A 15,718-nucleotide genomic window follows, 5' to 3' on the forward strand; every position below is an offset into this window, starting at 1 on the left:
CCATGACCACGGCCCCGTCCGATCTCGATCGCTGGGTCCTGCGCCCCGCCCCGCGGCCGGCCCTCCCCCTCCGGCTCGTCTGCGTGCCGTACGCCGGCGGGGGCACCGCCGCCTTCCAGGGCTGGGGCGAACTGCTGCCGGAGACCGTCGAGCCCTGGGTCCTCCGGCTGCCCGGCCGCGAGGCCCGCTACCGCGAGCAGCCGCGCACCGACGTCTCCGTCCTCGTCAAGGAGGCGGCGGCCGTCCTCGCTCCGGCCCTGGACGGCCCGTACGCCCTGTTCGGTCACAGCCTCGGCGCACTGATCGCCTTCGAACTCGCCCGTGAACTGCGCCACTCGCACGGCCGGCCCCCCGTCCACCTGGCGGTCTCCGCCCGCTCGGCCCCCCACCTCCCGCTCCGGCACGCCGTCGTCCACCGACTGCCCGACGACCTGCTCCTGGAGGCACTGGACCAGCGTTTCCACGCGATCCCGCCGGCCATCCGCGACGATCCCCAGATGCGCGCGCTCTATCTGCCGGCGCTCCGCGCGGACGTCACCCTGCTGGAAACGTACGTCCACACGCCCGCACCGCCGCTGTCCTGCCCCGTCACGGCCTACGGCGGCCGGGACGACCCGGAGTTCGGCCCGGGTGAACTGGACGGCTGGAGACGGCACACCGCGTCGGCGTTCCGCCTGCGGACCTTCCCGGGCGGCCACTTCTTCCTGAATGCGGGGCGTGCCGAACTCGTCGCGGACCTCGTGGGGGACCTCCACGCCGGGATGATCCCCTGATACGGCCCCCGCCCGACCCGGGTGCTCACTCCTCCCTCGGCTGGGGCGCCGGGATGAGGGACGCGGCCACCGCCTTGTTCACCGCGTCCAGACGCGAGACCGCGCCGAGTTTGCGGAAGACGTTGCGCAGGTGGCGCTTGACCGTGCCTTCGGCGATGTTCAGCCGCCGGGCGACCTGGGAGTTGCTGAGCGCCTCCGCGGTGAGTACGAGGACTTCGCGCTCGCGTTCGGAGAGGAGGTCGCCCGGTGCCTGGCCGACCCGGTCGAGGCCCTCCTGGGACACGGAAAGGATCACGTGGCCCGCTCCGCGGTCCACGACGACGCTGTGGATCGCGGAGACCAGTTCGTGCCGGGTGGATCCTTTGACGAGATAGGCACTGGCACCCAGGGTGAGCAGTTCCCGGGCCAGCACCACGTCGTCGTGCATGGTCAGCACGACGACGCGGGAGCGAGGCGAGACCCGCCGCAGTTGCGGAAGCGTCTCCCGGATCCCCTGGCCGGGCATCTCGACGTCGAGGACGACGACGTCCGGGCGCAGTGCGGCCGCCTTCTCACAGGCGTCCCCGCCGCTGTGTGCCTCTCCGACGACCTCGACGCCGCCGGCGGCGGTGAGTATCTCCGTGACGCCTTCCCTGAACAGCGTGTGGTCGTCGGCTATCAGGATCCTGATGGGTCTACGCGGGCTCGCCACTGTTGTCCCCCTCCAGCGGTAGGAAAACCAGGATGCGTGCGCCGCAGCCGGGCTGCGACTCCACCGTCACGCTGCCGCCGAGGAGTTCGGCCCGTTCCCGCATGGAGAGCATGCCACTGTGACCGCGCGGTGCCGTGGCCACCGGGTCGAAGCCGATGCCGTCGTCCTCGACGGTCGCGCGCACCTCTCCAGGTGCCACGTGGACCTCGACCGTGATCAGCGTGGCGCGGGCGTGGCGCACGGCGTTGCGCTGTGCCTCCCGGACGATCAGGAAGAGCTCCTCCGCCGCCCCGGGCGGCAGCCACGATTCGTCACCCGTCACGGAGACCCGCGCTTCGGCGCCGTCCTCCCCCATGCCGTCGAGGTCCCGGGCGAGGGCGGTGCGCAGCGAGGCGGTGTCGATCCGGTGGCGCAGGCCCGTCATCACCTCGCGCAGGCTGTCGAGGGAGTCCCGCACCGTGGACCGGGCGGCGCCGAGCTTGTACCGGGCGAGTTCGGGCTGTTCGGACTCGTACACCTCGTGCAGTTCGAACCAGTTGAGGGCGGTGCCCAACTGTCCGGCCACCTCGTCGTGCAGTTCCCTGGCGATGCGCCGGCGCTCGTCGTTGTGCGCGCTGCGGATGCGCTCCAGCAGGTAGCCGATGTGCGCCACGGACCGGGCGGTGTGCCTGGCGACGATCTGCCGGTGCAGCAGGGAGAAGAGGACGCCCGTCTCGGCCGCGGCGGGCCCGCTCGTCTCGGACTCGTCCGTCAGCACGACGACCACCGCGTCGAACAGCGCCGTTGCGGCGCGGCCGGACTCGACAGGGTGGGTGCGCGGTCCGCCGGGCCGCAGAGCGTCGCCCAGATGGTCGGTTCCGTGCGGCAGGTACGTTCCGCGGTGCAGTTCCGAGATGACGTGGGCCAGGACGCGCCGCGCCTCCGCCACGTAGGGCCCCGCGTTCCGCTCCTCCCTCAGAAGGGAGGAGTCGGTGCTGTACAGAGCCGCCTCGTAGGCTGCGAGGATCTCGTCCATGCGGCGTTCCAGCAGGGCAGCGACGGTGCTGCGCGTGCCCGGTCGAGCTTCCACGTCGAAAACACCCCCGCTGGGCAGGTGAACGCCCCCTCCGCCCCGCACCCGCGTCCCGCTTTCGATACTACCCTCGCTCACTTGATCGAAGCGCGTCAAGAATCACTCAAGATCCGCTTCCGCTTTCCGGGGCCGGCCGCCCGGTACCCCTAAAGACACATCAGGGGGTACCTCACTGGGCACCAAGCCGCCGCGCGTTGTTGATACCGGTCGGCCAGTATTGCTTAACTCGCTGCGTCCAGAGACCGTTCCACGGTTCTTCGAGATCACGACAGGGCTCTGCCTACGGGGAGGCGTCAGATCCATGAACGTGCTGATCGTCGAGGACGACGACGGGGTGGCCGAGGCGCTCCAGGAGGCGCTGGACGTCCAGGGGTTCCGCCCCCGTCGCGTCGCCACCGGCGCCGAAGCCCTGGACCACCTCGCGCACGTCGGGCTCGTCCTGCTGGACCTGGGGCTCCCGGACCTCGACGGCCACGAGGTCTGCCGCCGGATCCGGGAGGTGTCCTGCGTTCCGGTCATCGCGCTGAGCGGCCGGACCGAGGAGCTGGACCGGGTCATGGTCCTGCACATGGGCGCGGACGACTTCGTCGCCAAGCCCTTCAGCAGACACGAGCTCGTGGCCCGGATCCGGTCGCTCCTGCGCCGGGCGGGGGGCTGCGCGCTGCACGGGGCCGACCGCACCGGCGCTGCGGGCCCCTCATCCGAGGAGCCGGTACTTCCTTCCCCGCTTCCCGGGCGGACGCCGGCTCCGGCCTCGGCGGCCGCGCCCGTTGCCGCGCCCGCCGCCCCCACGCGGTCGCACACGAGTGCCGAGGGCCCGGGCGACCGACCGGCCGAGGCCGTGCAGGCACCCCTGCGGGCCGGCCCCGTCCGGCTGAACCCGCGCACACGCAGGGTGTTCGTGCACGGGGAGGAGATACGCGTCACGCGCAAGGAGTTCGACCTGCTGGCGATGCTGCTGGAGGAGCCCGGGACGGTGGTGGAACGCCAGCAGATCATGTCCCGGGTGTGGGACGAGAACTGGTTCGGGTCCACCCGCACTCTCGACGTCCATGTGGGATCGCTGCGCACCAAGCTCGGCAGGACCCAGTGGATCGAGACCGTCCGGGGGGTCGGCTACCGGCTGGCGATACCGACGGCCGCCCACGTCTGAGACGGGACCTACGACCATGACGATCAGCTTGCCCGCCACCGCGCCGGTTCCGGCGCCGCCGTTGCCCCGAGGGGGTTCCTCCACGGTGGCCGCGGTCGCCGCCCACCAGGTGCGCGGTCCTCTCTCGTCCGTTCGTCTGCGCCTGGAACTCCTGCTGGACCGGCTCGCAGCGGCACCGGGCACGGACGCCCGACGCGAAGTCCACGGGGTACTGCGGGAGGTGGGCCGCCTCTCGCAGGTGCTGGAGCAGGTCCTGGCATGGGGGACCGTCGAGCAGGAGAGCGACGCTCCCACGGAGACGGTGGACGCCCTCGGCGTCGCCGCGGCGCGCGTCGACGCCTGGGACGTCCTGGCATCCGACCGCGGGGTGCGGCTGGGCCTGGACGGCATCGCGGCCACCGGCAGCCAGGTCCGGGGCTCCCTGGAGCAGTGCCTCGACGTGTTCCTGGACAACGCCCTGCACGTCACACCGGACAGCGGCTGTGTCACCGTCACCGTCCACGAGTCGTCCGCCGAGGTGCGGGTCGAAGTCTGCGACCAGGGACCGGGCATGACGGAGGAGGAGGTCGCCCATGCCTGCGAACCGTTCTGGCGCGGCAGTGCGGGACGCGGCCGGCAGGGCACCGGACTGGGCCTGACCATCGCCGGGGCCCTGCTCTGCGCCTCGGGCGGCCGCCTGGAACTGGGCCGGGCGCCCACGGGCGGTCTGCGGGCGGTCGCCGTCCTGCCGCGCGCGGAGTGACGTGGACGGCCGTCCGTCGCGCACCGCGACGGCGGGATGCGGTGATCACGTGCCGGCCTTCCGCGCATCGCGTCCGTCACCCGTCCGCGCGGGCGTCGCCTGCCCTGCCGGGTCCGGGGAGCGGACCCGGCCGTGGAAGCGACGTCGCAGCGGCCGTTCGACGAGCACGTAGCTCAGCGACCCGAGGAGCAGCGTCCCCGCGACCGTGACCGGGAGCAGCAGCAGGAAGCCCTTCATCCCGGTTCGCCCCAGCCCCATCCGCCGAGGCGCAGCGCGGCCGCCATCACGAACATGTGCCACAGGAAGATGCCGTACGAGGTCCGGCCCAGCCAGGCCATGACCCGGGTCGACAGCAGCCGCTCCGGGCCGCTCCCGGGAGCGAACACCAAAGGAAGCGCGAGGCCCACGGAGACCACCAGGTAGCCGAGGTGCTCCATCAGGGCGGTGCGCGGGGACGGGGGCTCCATGTGCCCGCCGGCCAGCGGTGTGGAGATCACCACGTACGCCGCGAGCGCCATGGCCCAGCACAGCCAGGGACGGCGGACGACGAACCGCACGACGGCCGGTGGTGCGCCGGGCCGCCGTTCGACGTACGCGGACACCGTGGCCAGAGCCATTCCCGCGGCGAAGAAGCCGATGTATCCGGGCAGCCACCACCACTGGGTCGGATGGGCCGCGGTGTCCGCACTCGCCCAGATGCCGATCCACCACACCACGTTCACCGTTTCCAGCAGGAGGAAGCCGGCCAGGGCCGGGCCGATGCCCCGTCCTCCCCCGAGCAGCCGGCGGAACAGCCCGGCCAGCAGTGGCAGCAGCAGGTAGAAACTGATCTCCGTGGACAGGCTCCAGGTCTGGGAGAACGTGCTCCACGGCCACTCGGGCGTGTGCGGGAAGTCGCCGCCCACGAACGTGTGCTGGAGGGTGAGCACGCGCAGCAGGCGTGCCGGCTCCTCCACCAGGTCCCGGTGGATGAAGATCACCGAGAGAAGCAGGAGCAGCCAGAACGCCGGATAGATGCGCAGGAACCGGTGCCAGTAGTAGGCCTTCATGCCGGGCGCCTCGCGCCCTTCCAGCGCCGCGGCGGCGAACGGCCGGAAGAGCAGACAGCCCGAGATGACGAAGAAGATGTACACGGACACCCCGAAACGGTTGATCAGGGTGGCGAACAGACCCTTGCCGTCCGGGTCGAAGGCAACCCCCGTCCATCCGGCGAAGTGGATGGTGACCACCATCGTGGCGGCCAGTCCGCGCAGACCGTCCATGGCCGGCAGGTGGGCCCGTCGCGCGACTCCGGCCGGCGGCGCGTTCTTCGCTGCACCGTACGTCAAGGTCCCCCCCTTGCGACACCGCCGCGCCCGAGGGGCGCGGCGGAGGGTCGTATGGTCGTCGAGCGATGCGGACGAGCGGTTCAGACGTTCAGGTCACGGCTCCTGAACCGGGCCAGGCCGACACCGAAGAGCACCGCGGGGGCCACCAGGAGAACCAGCATTCCCGGGTCGAACCCCTCGCGCAGCGGGTTGCCGCCCAGGTAGTAGTGGAAGGCGGACAGGTACTTCAGCGGCTCCGCCGCCTCCGACTGGCCGGCCAGCGCGTTCACGATGAAGGCGAAGGCCCCGTAGCCCGCCGTCACCCCGAGTGTGAGCGGACGGCGGCCCGTGATCGCGCCGGTGGCGAAGGCCACGGCCGCGAAGGTGATCACCAGGAAGACCAGGCCGACGACCGTGACGAGCAGGTTGCCGAACTCGACCTGCATGTCCAGCGCGGAGTTGAGCACCACGAGCTCGAGCAGGAGGACCAGCGCGAAGCCGGTGACCGCGACGCAGGTCGCGGCGAACCGCTGCACCAGCAGCTGCCCGCGCTCGATCGGCTGGGCGAGGTAGAGGTCGAGCAGTCCCGTCTCCTCTTCCCCCGCGACCGACTTCGAGCCGGCGATGGTGACGTACACCATGAGCAGCAGCGGCACGATCATGCCGAGGATGGTGGCCCGCAGGAAGCCCGGCCCGGTCGCCAGGTCGTCGAAGGAGAGGGCCTTCTGGAAGCCGCTGGGGTCCTCGGAGACCTTGTCGGGGTCGAAGCTCGAGGTGTACATCAGGGTGACCAGAGCCAGTCCGGCCGCCCAGAAGGCCAGGCCGCGACGCTGGTCGCGCAGTGCCTTTCCGAAGACGGCGAGTTCAGCGGACACCGTGCATCTCCTCCTTGGGGTCCTGCGCGTAGGCGTGCAGGAAGATTTCTTCGAGGTCGGGCTCCTCGCACACCAGGCTGACCACGGTGTACTGGGCAGCCGCCTTGACGAGCGCGTCGGCCGCGCCGTCGAGCGTGCAGCTGAGCGTGTTGGCCCGGACGTCGACGTCGCGAACACCGGGCAGGACGGAGAAGACGCGCGGGTCCACGGGGTCCACGAAGCGGATCTCCACCCGTCGCTGGGCCTGTTCGAGCAGGCTGTCGACGTCCGAGACGGAGATAAGCCTGCCGCCGCGGATGATGGCCACGCGGTCCCCGACATGCTGGACCTCGGACAGGATGTGCGAGGACATCAGCACGGTCTGCCCGTTCCGCTTGGCCTCCCGGACCATGTCGAGGAACTCCTGCTGGACGAGCGGGTCCAGACCGGTCGTCGGCTCGTCGAGGATCAGCAGGTCGGGGGTGTGCATGAAGGCCTGGATGATGCCGACCTTCTGCTTGTTGCCCTTCGACAGGTTGTGCACGGGCCGTTTGAGGTCCACGTTCAGCCGCTCGGCGAGCGACAGGATCGTGGCCTTGTCCACGCCGCCGCGCACCCTGGCCAGGAACTCGAGGAGTTCCAGGCCGCTGCCGCGTCCCGCGAGCGGGAGTTCGCCCGGCAGGTATCCGACGCGCCGGCGCAGCTCGCTGCCGCCCTCCCGCGGGTGCTTGCCGAAGAGTTCGATCCGGCCCGAGGTGGGTCGGATGAGATCGAGCAGCAGCCGGATGGTCGTGGTCTTGCCGGCACCGTTGGGGCCGAGATAGCCGAACACTTCCCCCTGGTTGATGCTCAGTGACAGCTCCTCCAGGGCTTTGTGCTTCCCGTAGGACTTACTGAGTCCCTCGGCCAGCGCCACAGGGGTCATGCTGCATCCGCTCCTTCTTCTCTTGCTCCCAGCGACTCCAGACGAGGGGCATTTCGCGTTCCAGCCACTCGTAGAAGTCGTACATCTCCTGCAGGCGCCGGCTGCGTACCGGCGGTTGGCCCGCCAGCAGGTCCAGCCCGCGCGCGGTGACCCGCTTGAACTCGCCGTATCGCGAGGCCTGAGTCATGGCGTGCTCGATCCAGGCGTGAGGGTTGATGCGATACCGGTCGCCCCGCTCGCCCGGTCTGCGGAAGCGCTCGACCAACTCGCTGGGCACCAGGTGCCGCAGCGCCGTACTGATCGAGCCGACGCTGACGGAGAGCGCCGCGGCGATCTGCCCGAGCGTCTGCTCGGCAGGTTCACAGATCAGCAGCCACCCGATGGCCCGGCCGGACATGCGGATCAATCCCTGCTGCTCCAGTTGCAGAGCGACCGCCTCGACGAACTCCAGCTCTTCCGAAGTGGCCGACGTTACCGTCACCAACCTTCACCTCCTTTGGTTTGTTCAGAATACACTGAACAAACAGCACGTACTAGCCGTTCTACTGATTCTGCCCGTACGGAACCTTCGCAGAGACGCGTGCGCTGTCGAGGTTAGGTGTCCACTTCGCCACCCCGACCGCTCTGACCTGGAACTACGCCGAAGGGGGTGGCGACGCCGTACCCCTTTCGGGGCACCGGGCCCGCCATCCGTTGCCCCGCTTCCATGGGCCTCTCGACCATCGGTGCGACGGGAAACAACCACGCCCCGAACGGGAGAACCGCATGTCTTCTCGGCTCTTCACCTCGGAGTCCGTGACCGAGGGCCATCCGGACAAGATCGCCGACCGGATCAGCGACACCGTCCTCGACGCACTCCTGGCACAGGACCCCGCAGCACGCGTCGCGGTGGAAACCCTCATCACCACGGGCCAGGTGCACGTGGCCGGGGAAGTCACGACGAGCGCGTACGCCGACATCCCGACCCTGGTGCGCGACGCGGTGCTCGACATCGGCTACGACTCCTCCGCCAAGGGCTTCGACGGTGCCTCCTGCGGTGTCTCGGTCTCGATCGGGGCCCAGTCGCCCGACATCGCGCGGGGCGTCGACACGGCGTACGAGGCACGCGTCCCGGCCTCCGGCCCGCAGGCCCCGGAAGACGAGCTGAGCCGGCAGGGCGCGGGCGACCAGGGCCTGATGTTCGGCTACGCCACCGATGAGACGCCCGAGTTGATGCCGCTGCCCATCAGCCTCGCCCACCGGCTGTCGCGCCGCCTGGCCGAGGTCCGCAAGAGCGGCGACGTGCCCTATCTGCGCCCCGACGGCAAGACGCAGGTCACCATCGAGTACCAGGGCAGCAGGCCCGTCCGCCTCGACACGGTCGTCGTCTCCTCCCAGCACGCGAGCGACATCGACCTCGGCTCTCTGCTGACGCCCGACGTCCGCGAGCAGGTCGTCGAGTACACGCTCAAGGAACTCGCCGAGAGCGGTGTCAACCTGGAGACGGACGGATACCGGCTCCTGGTCAACCCGACCGGCCGCTTCGAGATCGGCGGGCCCATGGGAGACGCGGGTCTGACCGGCCGGAAGATCATCATCGACACCTACGGCGGCATGGCCCGGCACGGTGGTGGCGCCTTCTCCGGCAAGGACCCGTCCAAGGTGGACCGCTCCGCGGCCTACGCCATGCGCTGGGTCGCCAAGAACGTCGTCGCCGCCGGCCTCGCCCGGCGCTGCGAGGTGCAGGTCGCCTACGCCATCGGCAAGGCCGAGCCCGTCGGTCTGTTCGTCGAGACCTTCGGCACCGCCACCGTCGCCCAGCACCTGATCGAGCGCGCCATCACCGAGGTCTTCGACCTGCGTCCCGCCGCGATCGTCCGCGACCTCGACCTGCTCCGCCCGATCTACGCCCGGACCGCCGCGTACGGCCACTTCGGCCGTGAACTCCCCGACTTCACCTGGGAGGCCACCGACCGCGTGGGGGCGCTGCGCGCCGCGGCCGGGCTGTAGGACGTATCTCCCCTCACGTCCACCCCACCGCCGAAAGGACAGCCCATGAGTTTCGTCGAGGAGAGGAACGCGGCGCATCCCCTGCACGCCTTCACCGCCGTGCCGGTCCCCTCCGCCGCACCGGGGCAGCGTCCCGCGCCCCTCCCGCGGCCCGCCCGGGTTCCCTCGCTGAGGGAGCGCACCGCGGAACTGGCAGGGCTGCGGGACCGGATACGCCAGGGACCGAGCCCCGAGGCGACGGCGGCGCAGCACGCCAAGGGCAAGCTCACGGCGCACGAGCGCCTGCAACTCCTCTTCGACAGGGCGACGTTCACGGAGATCGAGCCATGGCGTCGGCACCGGGCGAGCGGCTTCGGTCTGGAGGCGAGACGTCCGCACACCGACGGCGTGATCACCGGCTGGGGCCTGGTGGGCGGGCGCCGGGTCTTCGCGTACGCCCATGACTTCCGTGTCTTCGGCGGCGCGCTGGGCGAGGCACACGCCCAGAAGATCCACAAGGTCATGGACCTGGCCGAGGCCGCGGGCGCACCGCTGGTGGGGCTGTGCGACGGGGCCGGCGCACGGATCCAGGAAGGCGTCACCGCCCTCGCCGGGTACGGCGGCATCTTCCAGCGCAACGTCCGCAACTCCGGCGTGATCCCCCAGATCAGCGTCGTCCTGGGGCCGTGCGCCGGGGGCGCCGCCTACTCCCCCGCCCTCACCGACTTCGTCTTCATGGTCCGGGGCACCTCCCAGATGTTCATCACCGGACCGGACGTGGTGGAGGCCGTGACCGGCGAGCAGATCACCCACGACGGGCTGGGAGGCGCCGAGGTGCACGCCGCCACCTCCGGTGTGGCCTCCTTCGTCCACGACGACGAGGAGAGCTGCCTGGCCGAGGTGCGCTACCTGCTGTCCCTCCTGCCCTCGAACAACCGGGAACTCCCACCGCCGGCACCGGCGGACGACCCCGCGGACCGTCGGTGCGAGGCGCTGCTCGATCTCGTACCCGCCGACCCGAACCAGTCGTACGACATGCGCCGAGTGGTCGAGGAGATCGCCGACGACGGCGAGTACGTCGAGGTCCACGAGCGCTGGGCCACGAACGTGGTCTGCGCCCTGGCCCGGCTCGACGGCGCCGTGGTCGGTGTCGTCGCCAACCAGCCGTCGAGCCTGGCCGGGGTGCTCGACATCCACGCGTCCGAGAAGGCCGCACGGTTCGTCCAGATGTGCGACGCCTTCAACATTCCGCTGGTGACCCTGGTGGACGTACCGGGGTTCCTGCCGGGCGTCGGCCAGGAGCACGACGGTGTCATCCGGCACGGGGCCAAGCTGCTGTACGCGTACTGCAACGCGACCGTGCCCCGGATCTCCGTCGTCCTCCGCAAGGCGTACGGTGGCGCCTACATCGTGATGGACTCCCGCTCCATCGGCGCCGACCTCGCCCTGGCCTGGCCGGCCAACGAGATCGCGGTCATGGGCGCCGAAGGCGCGGCAGGCGTCGTCTTCCGCCGTGAGATCGCCGCGTCCGACGACCCGGCCCGTACCCGCGCCGAACGGATCGCCGAGTACCGGCGGGAGCTGATGCACCCGTACTACGCGGCGGAGCGCGGCCTGGTCGACGACGTCATCGACCCCGCGGACACCCGCGCCCGGCTCATCGACGCGCTCACGGCCTTCCGGGCCAAGCACGCTCCTCTCCCGAGCCGCAAGCACGGAAACCAGCCGCAATGAGCACCGCCGTCCGAGTTCTGCGCGGCGCCCCCGGACCGGAGGAACTCGCCGCCCTGACCGCGGTGCTGCTCTCCCTCGCGGCCCGGGACGAAGGTGCCCTGCGCACCGCACTCCAGCAGCCGGGAGCCGGATGGGCGCTGCGCCAGGGGCCGCACCGCGTCGCGGGCGCCTGGCTCTCCGTGCCACGCCCGACGTGGCAGCCCCCGAACTGACCCGCCCAGGCCGGCCCGACCTCGGGCACCCGACCCCTCAGGGAGAAACCCGTGCGTATCGCCGTGACCGGCTCGATCGCGACCGACCATCTCATGGTCTTCCCGGGTCGCTTCACCGACCAGCTCATCTCGGAACAGCTCGACCGCGTGTCCCTGTCCTTCCTCGCCGACCGACTCGACATCCGGCGCGGCGGAGTGGGCGCCAACATCGCCTTCGGCCTCGGCCGGCTCGGGCTGCGCCCCGTACTGGTCGGGGCGGCGGGCACCGACTTCGCCGAGTACGGCGACAGACTGCGGGCCGCCGGTGTCGACACATCGGCCGTGCGGATCAGCGAAACGCTGCACACCGCGCGCTTCGTGTGCACGACCGACGCCGACCAGAACCAGATCGCCACCTTCTACGCGGGCGCCATGACCGAGGCCCGCCGCATCGACCTCGGCTCGGTCCGCCGCTCGGCCGGGGGCCTGGACCTCGTCCTGGTCGGCGCCGACGATCCGCAGGCCATGCTCAGACACACGGGCAGGGCGCACGACCTCGACCTCGACGTGGCCGCCGACCCCTCGCAGCAGCTGGCCCGCCTCGACACCGAGCAGACCAAACGCCTCGTCGACGGAGCACGCTGGCTGTTCACCAACGAGTACGAGGCCGCCCTGCTTCAGGAGCGCACCGGCTGGAGCGAGGCCGAGGTACTGCGGCGGGTGGACACCTGGATCGTCACCCGGGGAGCGGACGGGGTCTCGCTTCGCTCCGGTCACACCATCGCGGTGGACGTCCCGGCGGTGCCGTCGGAGGCGATCGCCGACCCGACCGGAGTCGGCGACGCCTTCCGGGCCGGCTTCCTCGCGGGCGTCGCCGGCGAACTGCCGTACCGGCGAGCGGCCCAGCTCGGCTGCGTGTTCGCCACTGCGGTCCTGGAGTCGGTGGGTACCCAGGAGTACAAGCTGGTGCCGGCCGACCTCCTCTCCCGCGTCGACCGCTCCTACGGCCGGTCGGCGGCCGGCGATCTCGAGCCGCTGCTGGCGAGCGTGTCATGAGTGGTGGACAGAGGCAGCGGATCAGCGCCCTGCGTGAGGCGCTGGCCACCCGTGTGGTGGTCGCCGATGGTGCGATGGGCACCATGCTGCAGGCGCAGAATCCCTCGTTGGAGGATTTCCAGCAGTTGGAGGGCTGCAACGAGGTTTTGAATCTGACCCGGCCCGACATCGTGCGTTCGGTGCACGAGGAGTATTTCGCGGCTGGTGTGGACTGTGTGGAGACGAACACGTTCGGCGCGAACCATTCGGCGCTGGGTGAGTACGACATTGCCGAGCGGGTGCATGAGCTGTCGGAGGCGGGTGCGCGGGTGGCGCGTGAGGTGGCCGACGCGTTCGCCGCGCGGGACGGCCGGCAGCGCTGGGTGCTGGGCTCGATGGGTCCGGGTACCAAGCTCCCCACGCTGGGCCACGCCCCCTACACCGTCCTGCGGGATGCGTATCAGCGCAATGCCGAGGGGCTGGTGGCGGGTGGTGCGGACGCGCTGCTGGTGGAGACGACGCAGGACCTGCTCCAGACCAAGGCCTGCGTCCTGGGCGCGCGGCGTGCCCTGGACGCGCTGGGTCTGGAGGTGCCGGTGATCGTGTCGGTGACGGTCGAGACGACCGGGACGATGCTGCTCGGCTCGGAGATCGGCGCCGCCCTGACCGCGCTGGAGCCGCTGGGTATCGACATGATCGGTCTGAACTGCGCGACCGGTCCGGCGGAGATGAGTGAGCATCTGCGTTACCTGGCCCGTCACTCGCGTATCCCGTTGTCCTGCATGCCCAACGCCGGTCTGCCGGTCCTGGGCAAGGACGGGGCCCACTACCCGCTGAGTGCGCCGGAGCTGGCGGATGCGCAGGAGATGTTCGTCCGTGAGTACGGCCTGTCGCTGGTGGGCGGCTGCTGCGGTACCACGCCCGAGCACCTGCGGCAGGTCGTGGAGCGGGTCCGCGGTGCCGTGCCGGCCGGACGGGACCCCCGTCCGGAGCCGGGCGCGGCCTCGTTGTACCAGTCGGTGCCGTTCCGGCAGGACACGTCGTACCTGGCGATCGGTGAGCGGACGAACGCGAACGGGTCGAGGAAGTTCCGCGAGGCGATGCTGGAGGGCCGCTGGGACGACTGTGTGGAGATGGCCCGCGACCAGATCCGCGAGGGTGCGCACATGCTGGACCTGTGCGTGGACTACGTGGGCCGTGACGGCGTGGCCGACATGGCGGAGCTGGCCGGCCGGTTCGCCACCGCCTCGACGCTGCCGGTCGTACTGGACTCCACCGAGGTCGAGGTGCTCCGCGCCGGGCTGGAGAAGCTCGGCGGCCGCGCGGTGATCAACTCGGTCAACTACGAGGACGGGGCCGGCCCCGGCTCCCGTTTCGCCAGGGTCACCCGGCTGGCGCGCGAACACGGCGCCGCGCTGATCGCGCTGACCATCGACGAGGAGGGCCAGGCCCGCACCGCCGAGAAGAAGGTGGAGATCGCCGAACGGCTGATCGAGGACCTGACCGGCAACTGGGGCATCCACGAGTCGGACATCCTCGTCGACTGCCTGACCTTCACCATCTGCACCGGCCAGGAGGAGTCCCGCGGCGACGGCATCGCCACCCTCGAAGGCATCCGCGAACTCAAACGCCGCCACCCGCAGGTGCAGACCACCCTGGGCCTGTCGAACATCTCCTTCGGCCTCAACCCGGCCGCCCGCATCCTGCTCAACTCCGTCTTCCTCGACGAGTGCGTCAAGGCCGGCCTGGACTCGGCGATCGTGCACGCCTCCAAGATCCTGCCCATCGCCCGCTTCGACGAGGAACAGGTCACCACCGCCCTGGACCTGATCCACGACCGCCGCCGCGAGGGCTACGACCCGCTGCAAAAGCTCATGCAGCTCTTCGAGGGCGCCACCGCCACATCACTGCGGGCCTCCAAGTCCCAGGAACTGGCCGCGCTCCCGCTGGAGGAACGGCTCAAGCGGCGCATCATCGACGGCGAGAAGAACGGCCTGGAACGGGACCTGGACGAAGCCCTCCGGGAACGCCCGGCCCTCGACATCGTCAACGAAACCCTGCTGGACGGCATGAAAGTCGTCGGCGAACTGTTCGGCTCCGGTCAGATGCAGCTGCCCTTCGTCCTCCAGTCCGCCGAAGTCATGAAGAGCGCGGTGGCCCACCTGGAACCGCACATGGACAAGACCGACGACGACGGCAAGGGCACCATCGTGCTGGCCACCGTCCGCGGCGACGTCCACGACATCGGCAAGAACCTCGTCGACATCATCCTGTCCAACAACGGCTACACCGTCGTCAACCTCGGCATCAAGCAACCCGTCTCCGCGATCCTGGAAGCAGCCGCAGAGCACCGGGCCGACGTGATCGGCATGTCCGGCCTCCTCGTCAAATCCACCGTGATCATGAAAGAGAACCTGGAAGAACTCAACCAGCGCCAACTGGCCGCCGACTACCCCGTCATCCTCGGCGGCGCCGCCCTCACCCGCGCCTACGTCGAACAGGACCTCCACGACATCTACGACGGCGAAGTCCGCTACGCCCGCGACGCCTTCGAGGGCCTGCGCCTGATGGACGCCCTCATCGGCGTCAAACGCGGCGTACCCGGCGCACAACTGCCCCAGCTGCGCCCGCGCCGGGTGCGGGCGGCCACGGTGACAGTCGAGGAACGACCCGGGGAAGACCACGCCCGCTCCGACGTCGCCACCGACAACCCCGTCCCCGCCCCGCCCTTCCGCGGCACCCGCGTCATCAAGGGCATCCAGCTCAAGGAATACGCCTCCTGGCTCGACGAGGGCGCCCTGTTCAAGGGCCAGTGGGGCCTGAAACAGGCCCGCACCGGCGAAGGACCCTCCTACGAGGAACTCGTCGCAACCGAGGGCCGCCCCCGGCTGCGCGGCCTCCTCGACCGCCTCCAGAGGGAGAACCTGCTGGAAGCGGCCGTCGTCTACGGCTACTTCCCCTGCGTCTCCAAGGACGACGACCTCATCGTCCTCGACGAAGCGGGCAACGAACGCACCCGCTTCACCTTCCCCCGCCAGCGCCGCGGCCGACGCCTGTGCCTCGCCGACTTCTTCCGCCCCGAGGAATCCGGCGAAACCGACATCGTCGGCTTCCAGATCGTCACCGTCGGCTCCCGCATCGGCGAGGAAACAGCCCGCATGTTCGAAGCCAACGCCTACCGCGACTACCTCGAACTCCACGGCCTGTCCGTCCAACTCGCCGAAGCCCTCGCCGAATACTGGCACGCGCGTGTGCGCTCCGAGCTGGGCATCG

15 protein-coding genes are annotated in these 15,718 nt (G+C 70.5%); 8 read left to right on the top strand and 7 right to left on the bottom strand.

The window, feature by feature from the left end:
• The first annotated feature begins 2 nt into the window (after positions 1 to 2).
• The gene (locus ACVV2G_RS31095) at positions 3 to 773 is read left to right on the top strand and encodes a thioesterase II family protein (protein WP_453846130.1); all 771 of its coding nucleotides are present in this window, start codon (positions 3 to 5) and stop codon (positions 771 to 773) included.
• A gap of 25 nt (positions 774 to 798) precedes the next feature.
• Here ACVV2G_RS31095 and ACVV2G_RS31100 read toward each other — a convergent pair whose 3' ends face one another.
• Together ACVV2G_RS31100 and ACVV2G_RS31105 are read right to left on the bottom strand one after the other, a co-directional pair.
• The gene (locus ACVV2G_RS31100) at positions 799 to 1,464 is read right to left on the bottom strand and encodes a response regulator (protein WP_453846131.1); all 666 of its coding nucleotides are present in this window, start codon (positions 1,462 to 1,464) and stop codon (positions 799 to 801) included.
• Positions 1,448 to 2,533, bottom strand: coding sequence for a sensor histidine kinase (locus ACVV2G_RS31105; RefSeq protein WP_453846132.1), 1,086 nt, complete (start codon positions 2,531 to 2,533; stop codon positions 1,448 to 1,450). Before ACVV2G_RS31105 ends, ACVV2G_RS31100 begins: the two co-directional genes overlap by 17 nt.
• A 304-nt stretch (positions 2,534 to 2,837) precedes the next feature.
• On the opposite strand from ACVV2G_RS31105, the gene ACVV2G_RS31110 reads away from it, so the two are divergent.
• Together ACVV2G_RS31110 and ACVV2G_RS31115 are read left to right on the top strand one after the other, a co-directional pair.
• Positions 2,838 to 3,689, top strand: a complete 852-nt coding sequence (locus ACVV2G_RS31110) for a response regulator transcription factor (RefSeq protein ID WP_453846133.1) — start codon at positions 2,838 to 2,840, stop codon at positions 3,687 to 3,689.
• Positions 3,690 to 3,705: 16 nt separating this feature from the next.
• On the top strand, positions 3,706 to 4,431 hold the full coding sequence (locus tag ACVV2G_RS31115) for a sensor histidine kinase (protein ID WP_453846134.1): 726 nt from the start codon (positions 3,706 to 3,708) through the stop codon (positions 4,429 to 4,431).
• A gap of 45 nt (positions 4,432 to 4,476) precedes the next feature.
• On the opposite strand, the gene ACVV2G_RS31120 is transcribed toward ACVV2G_RS31115, so the two are convergent.
• The 5 genes from ACVV2G_RS31120 to ACVV2G_RS31140 all read right to left on the bottom strand — a co-directional run bounded on the left by ACVV2G_RS31120 (position 4,477) and on the right by ACVV2G_RS31140 (position 8,001).
• The gene (locus ACVV2G_RS31120) at positions 4,477 to 4,668 is read right to left on the bottom strand and encodes a hypothetical protein (protein WP_453846135.1); all 192 of its coding nucleotides are present in this window, start codon (positions 4,666 to 4,668) and stop codon (positions 4,477 to 4,479) included.
• The gene (locus tag ACVV2G_RS31125; RefSeq protein ID WP_453846136.1) at positions 4,665 to 5,759 is read right to left on the bottom strand and encodes an acyltransferase family protein; all 1,095 of its coding nucleotides are present in this window, start codon (positions 5,757 to 5,759) and stop codon (positions 4,665 to 4,667) included. The genes ACVV2G_RS31120 and ACVV2G_RS31125 overlap by 4 nt, the downstream gene beginning before the upstream one ends.
• An 80-nt stretch (positions 5,760 to 5,839) precedes the next feature.
• Positions 5,840 to 6,613 (bottom strand): ABC transporter permease subunit, encoded by a 774-nt coding sequence (locus ACVV2G_RS31130; protein ID WP_453846137.1) that lies wholly within the window; start codon positions 6,611 to 6,613, stop codon positions 5,840 to 5,842.
• The gene (locus ACVV2G_RS31135) at positions 6,603 to 7,517 is read right to left on the bottom strand and encodes an ABC transporter ATP-binding protein (protein ID WP_453846138.1); all 915 of its coding nucleotides are present in this window, start codon (positions 7,515 to 7,517) and stop codon (positions 6,603 to 6,605) included. Before ACVV2G_RS31135 ends, ACVV2G_RS31130 begins: the two co-directional genes overlap by 11 nt.
• Entirely contained in the window at positions 7,483 to 8,001 is a 519-nt protein-coding gene (locus tag ACVV2G_RS31140; protein ID WP_453846139.1) for a GbsR/MarR family transcriptional regulator, read from the bottom strand. The genes ACVV2G_RS31135 and ACVV2G_RS31140 overlap by 35 nt, the downstream gene beginning before the upstream one ends.
• A gap of 281 nt (positions 8,002 to 8,282) precedes the next feature.
• Here ACVV2G_RS31140 and metK point away from each other — a divergent pair, with 281 nt between their 5' ends.
• From metK to metH, 5 genes are all read left to right on the top strand, one after another.
• The gene (metK, locus tag ACVV2G_RS31145; protein ID WP_453846140.1) at positions 8,283 to 9,506 is read left to right on the top strand and encodes a methionine adenosyltransferase; all 1,224 of its coding nucleotides are present in this window, start codon (positions 8,283 to 8,285) and stop codon (positions 9,504 to 9,506) included.
• Between the two features lie 45 nt (positions 9,507 to 9,551).
• Positions 9,552 to 11,219 (top strand): acyl-CoA carboxylase subunit beta, encoded by a 1,668-nt coding sequence (locus tag ACVV2G_RS31150; protein WP_453846141.1) that lies wholly within the window; start codon positions 9,552 to 9,554, stop codon positions 11,217 to 11,219.
• On the top strand, positions 11,216 to 11,431 hold the full coding sequence (locus tag ACVV2G_RS31155; protein WP_453846142.1) for an acyl-CoA carboxylase subunit epsilon: 216 nt from the start codon (positions 11,216 to 11,218) through the stop codon (positions 11,429 to 11,431). Before ACVV2G_RS31150 ends, ACVV2G_RS31155 begins: the two co-directional genes overlap by 4 nt.
• 51 nt (positions 11,432 to 11,482) lie before the next feature.
• Positions 11,483 to 12,466 (top strand): carbohydrate kinase family protein, encoded by a 984-nt coding sequence (locus ACVV2G_RS31160; RefSeq protein WP_453846143.1) that lies wholly within the window; start codon positions 11,483 to 11,485, stop codon positions 12,464 to 12,466.
• On the top strand, positions 12,463 to 15,718 hold a 3,256-nt coding region (gene metH, locus ACVV2G_RS31165; protein WP_453846144.1), incomplete at its 3' end, for a methionine synthase. The genes ACVV2G_RS31160 and metH, both read left to right, overlap by 4 nt.

It is taken from the genome of Streptomyces sp. JK94 (genome assembly GCF_053613315.1).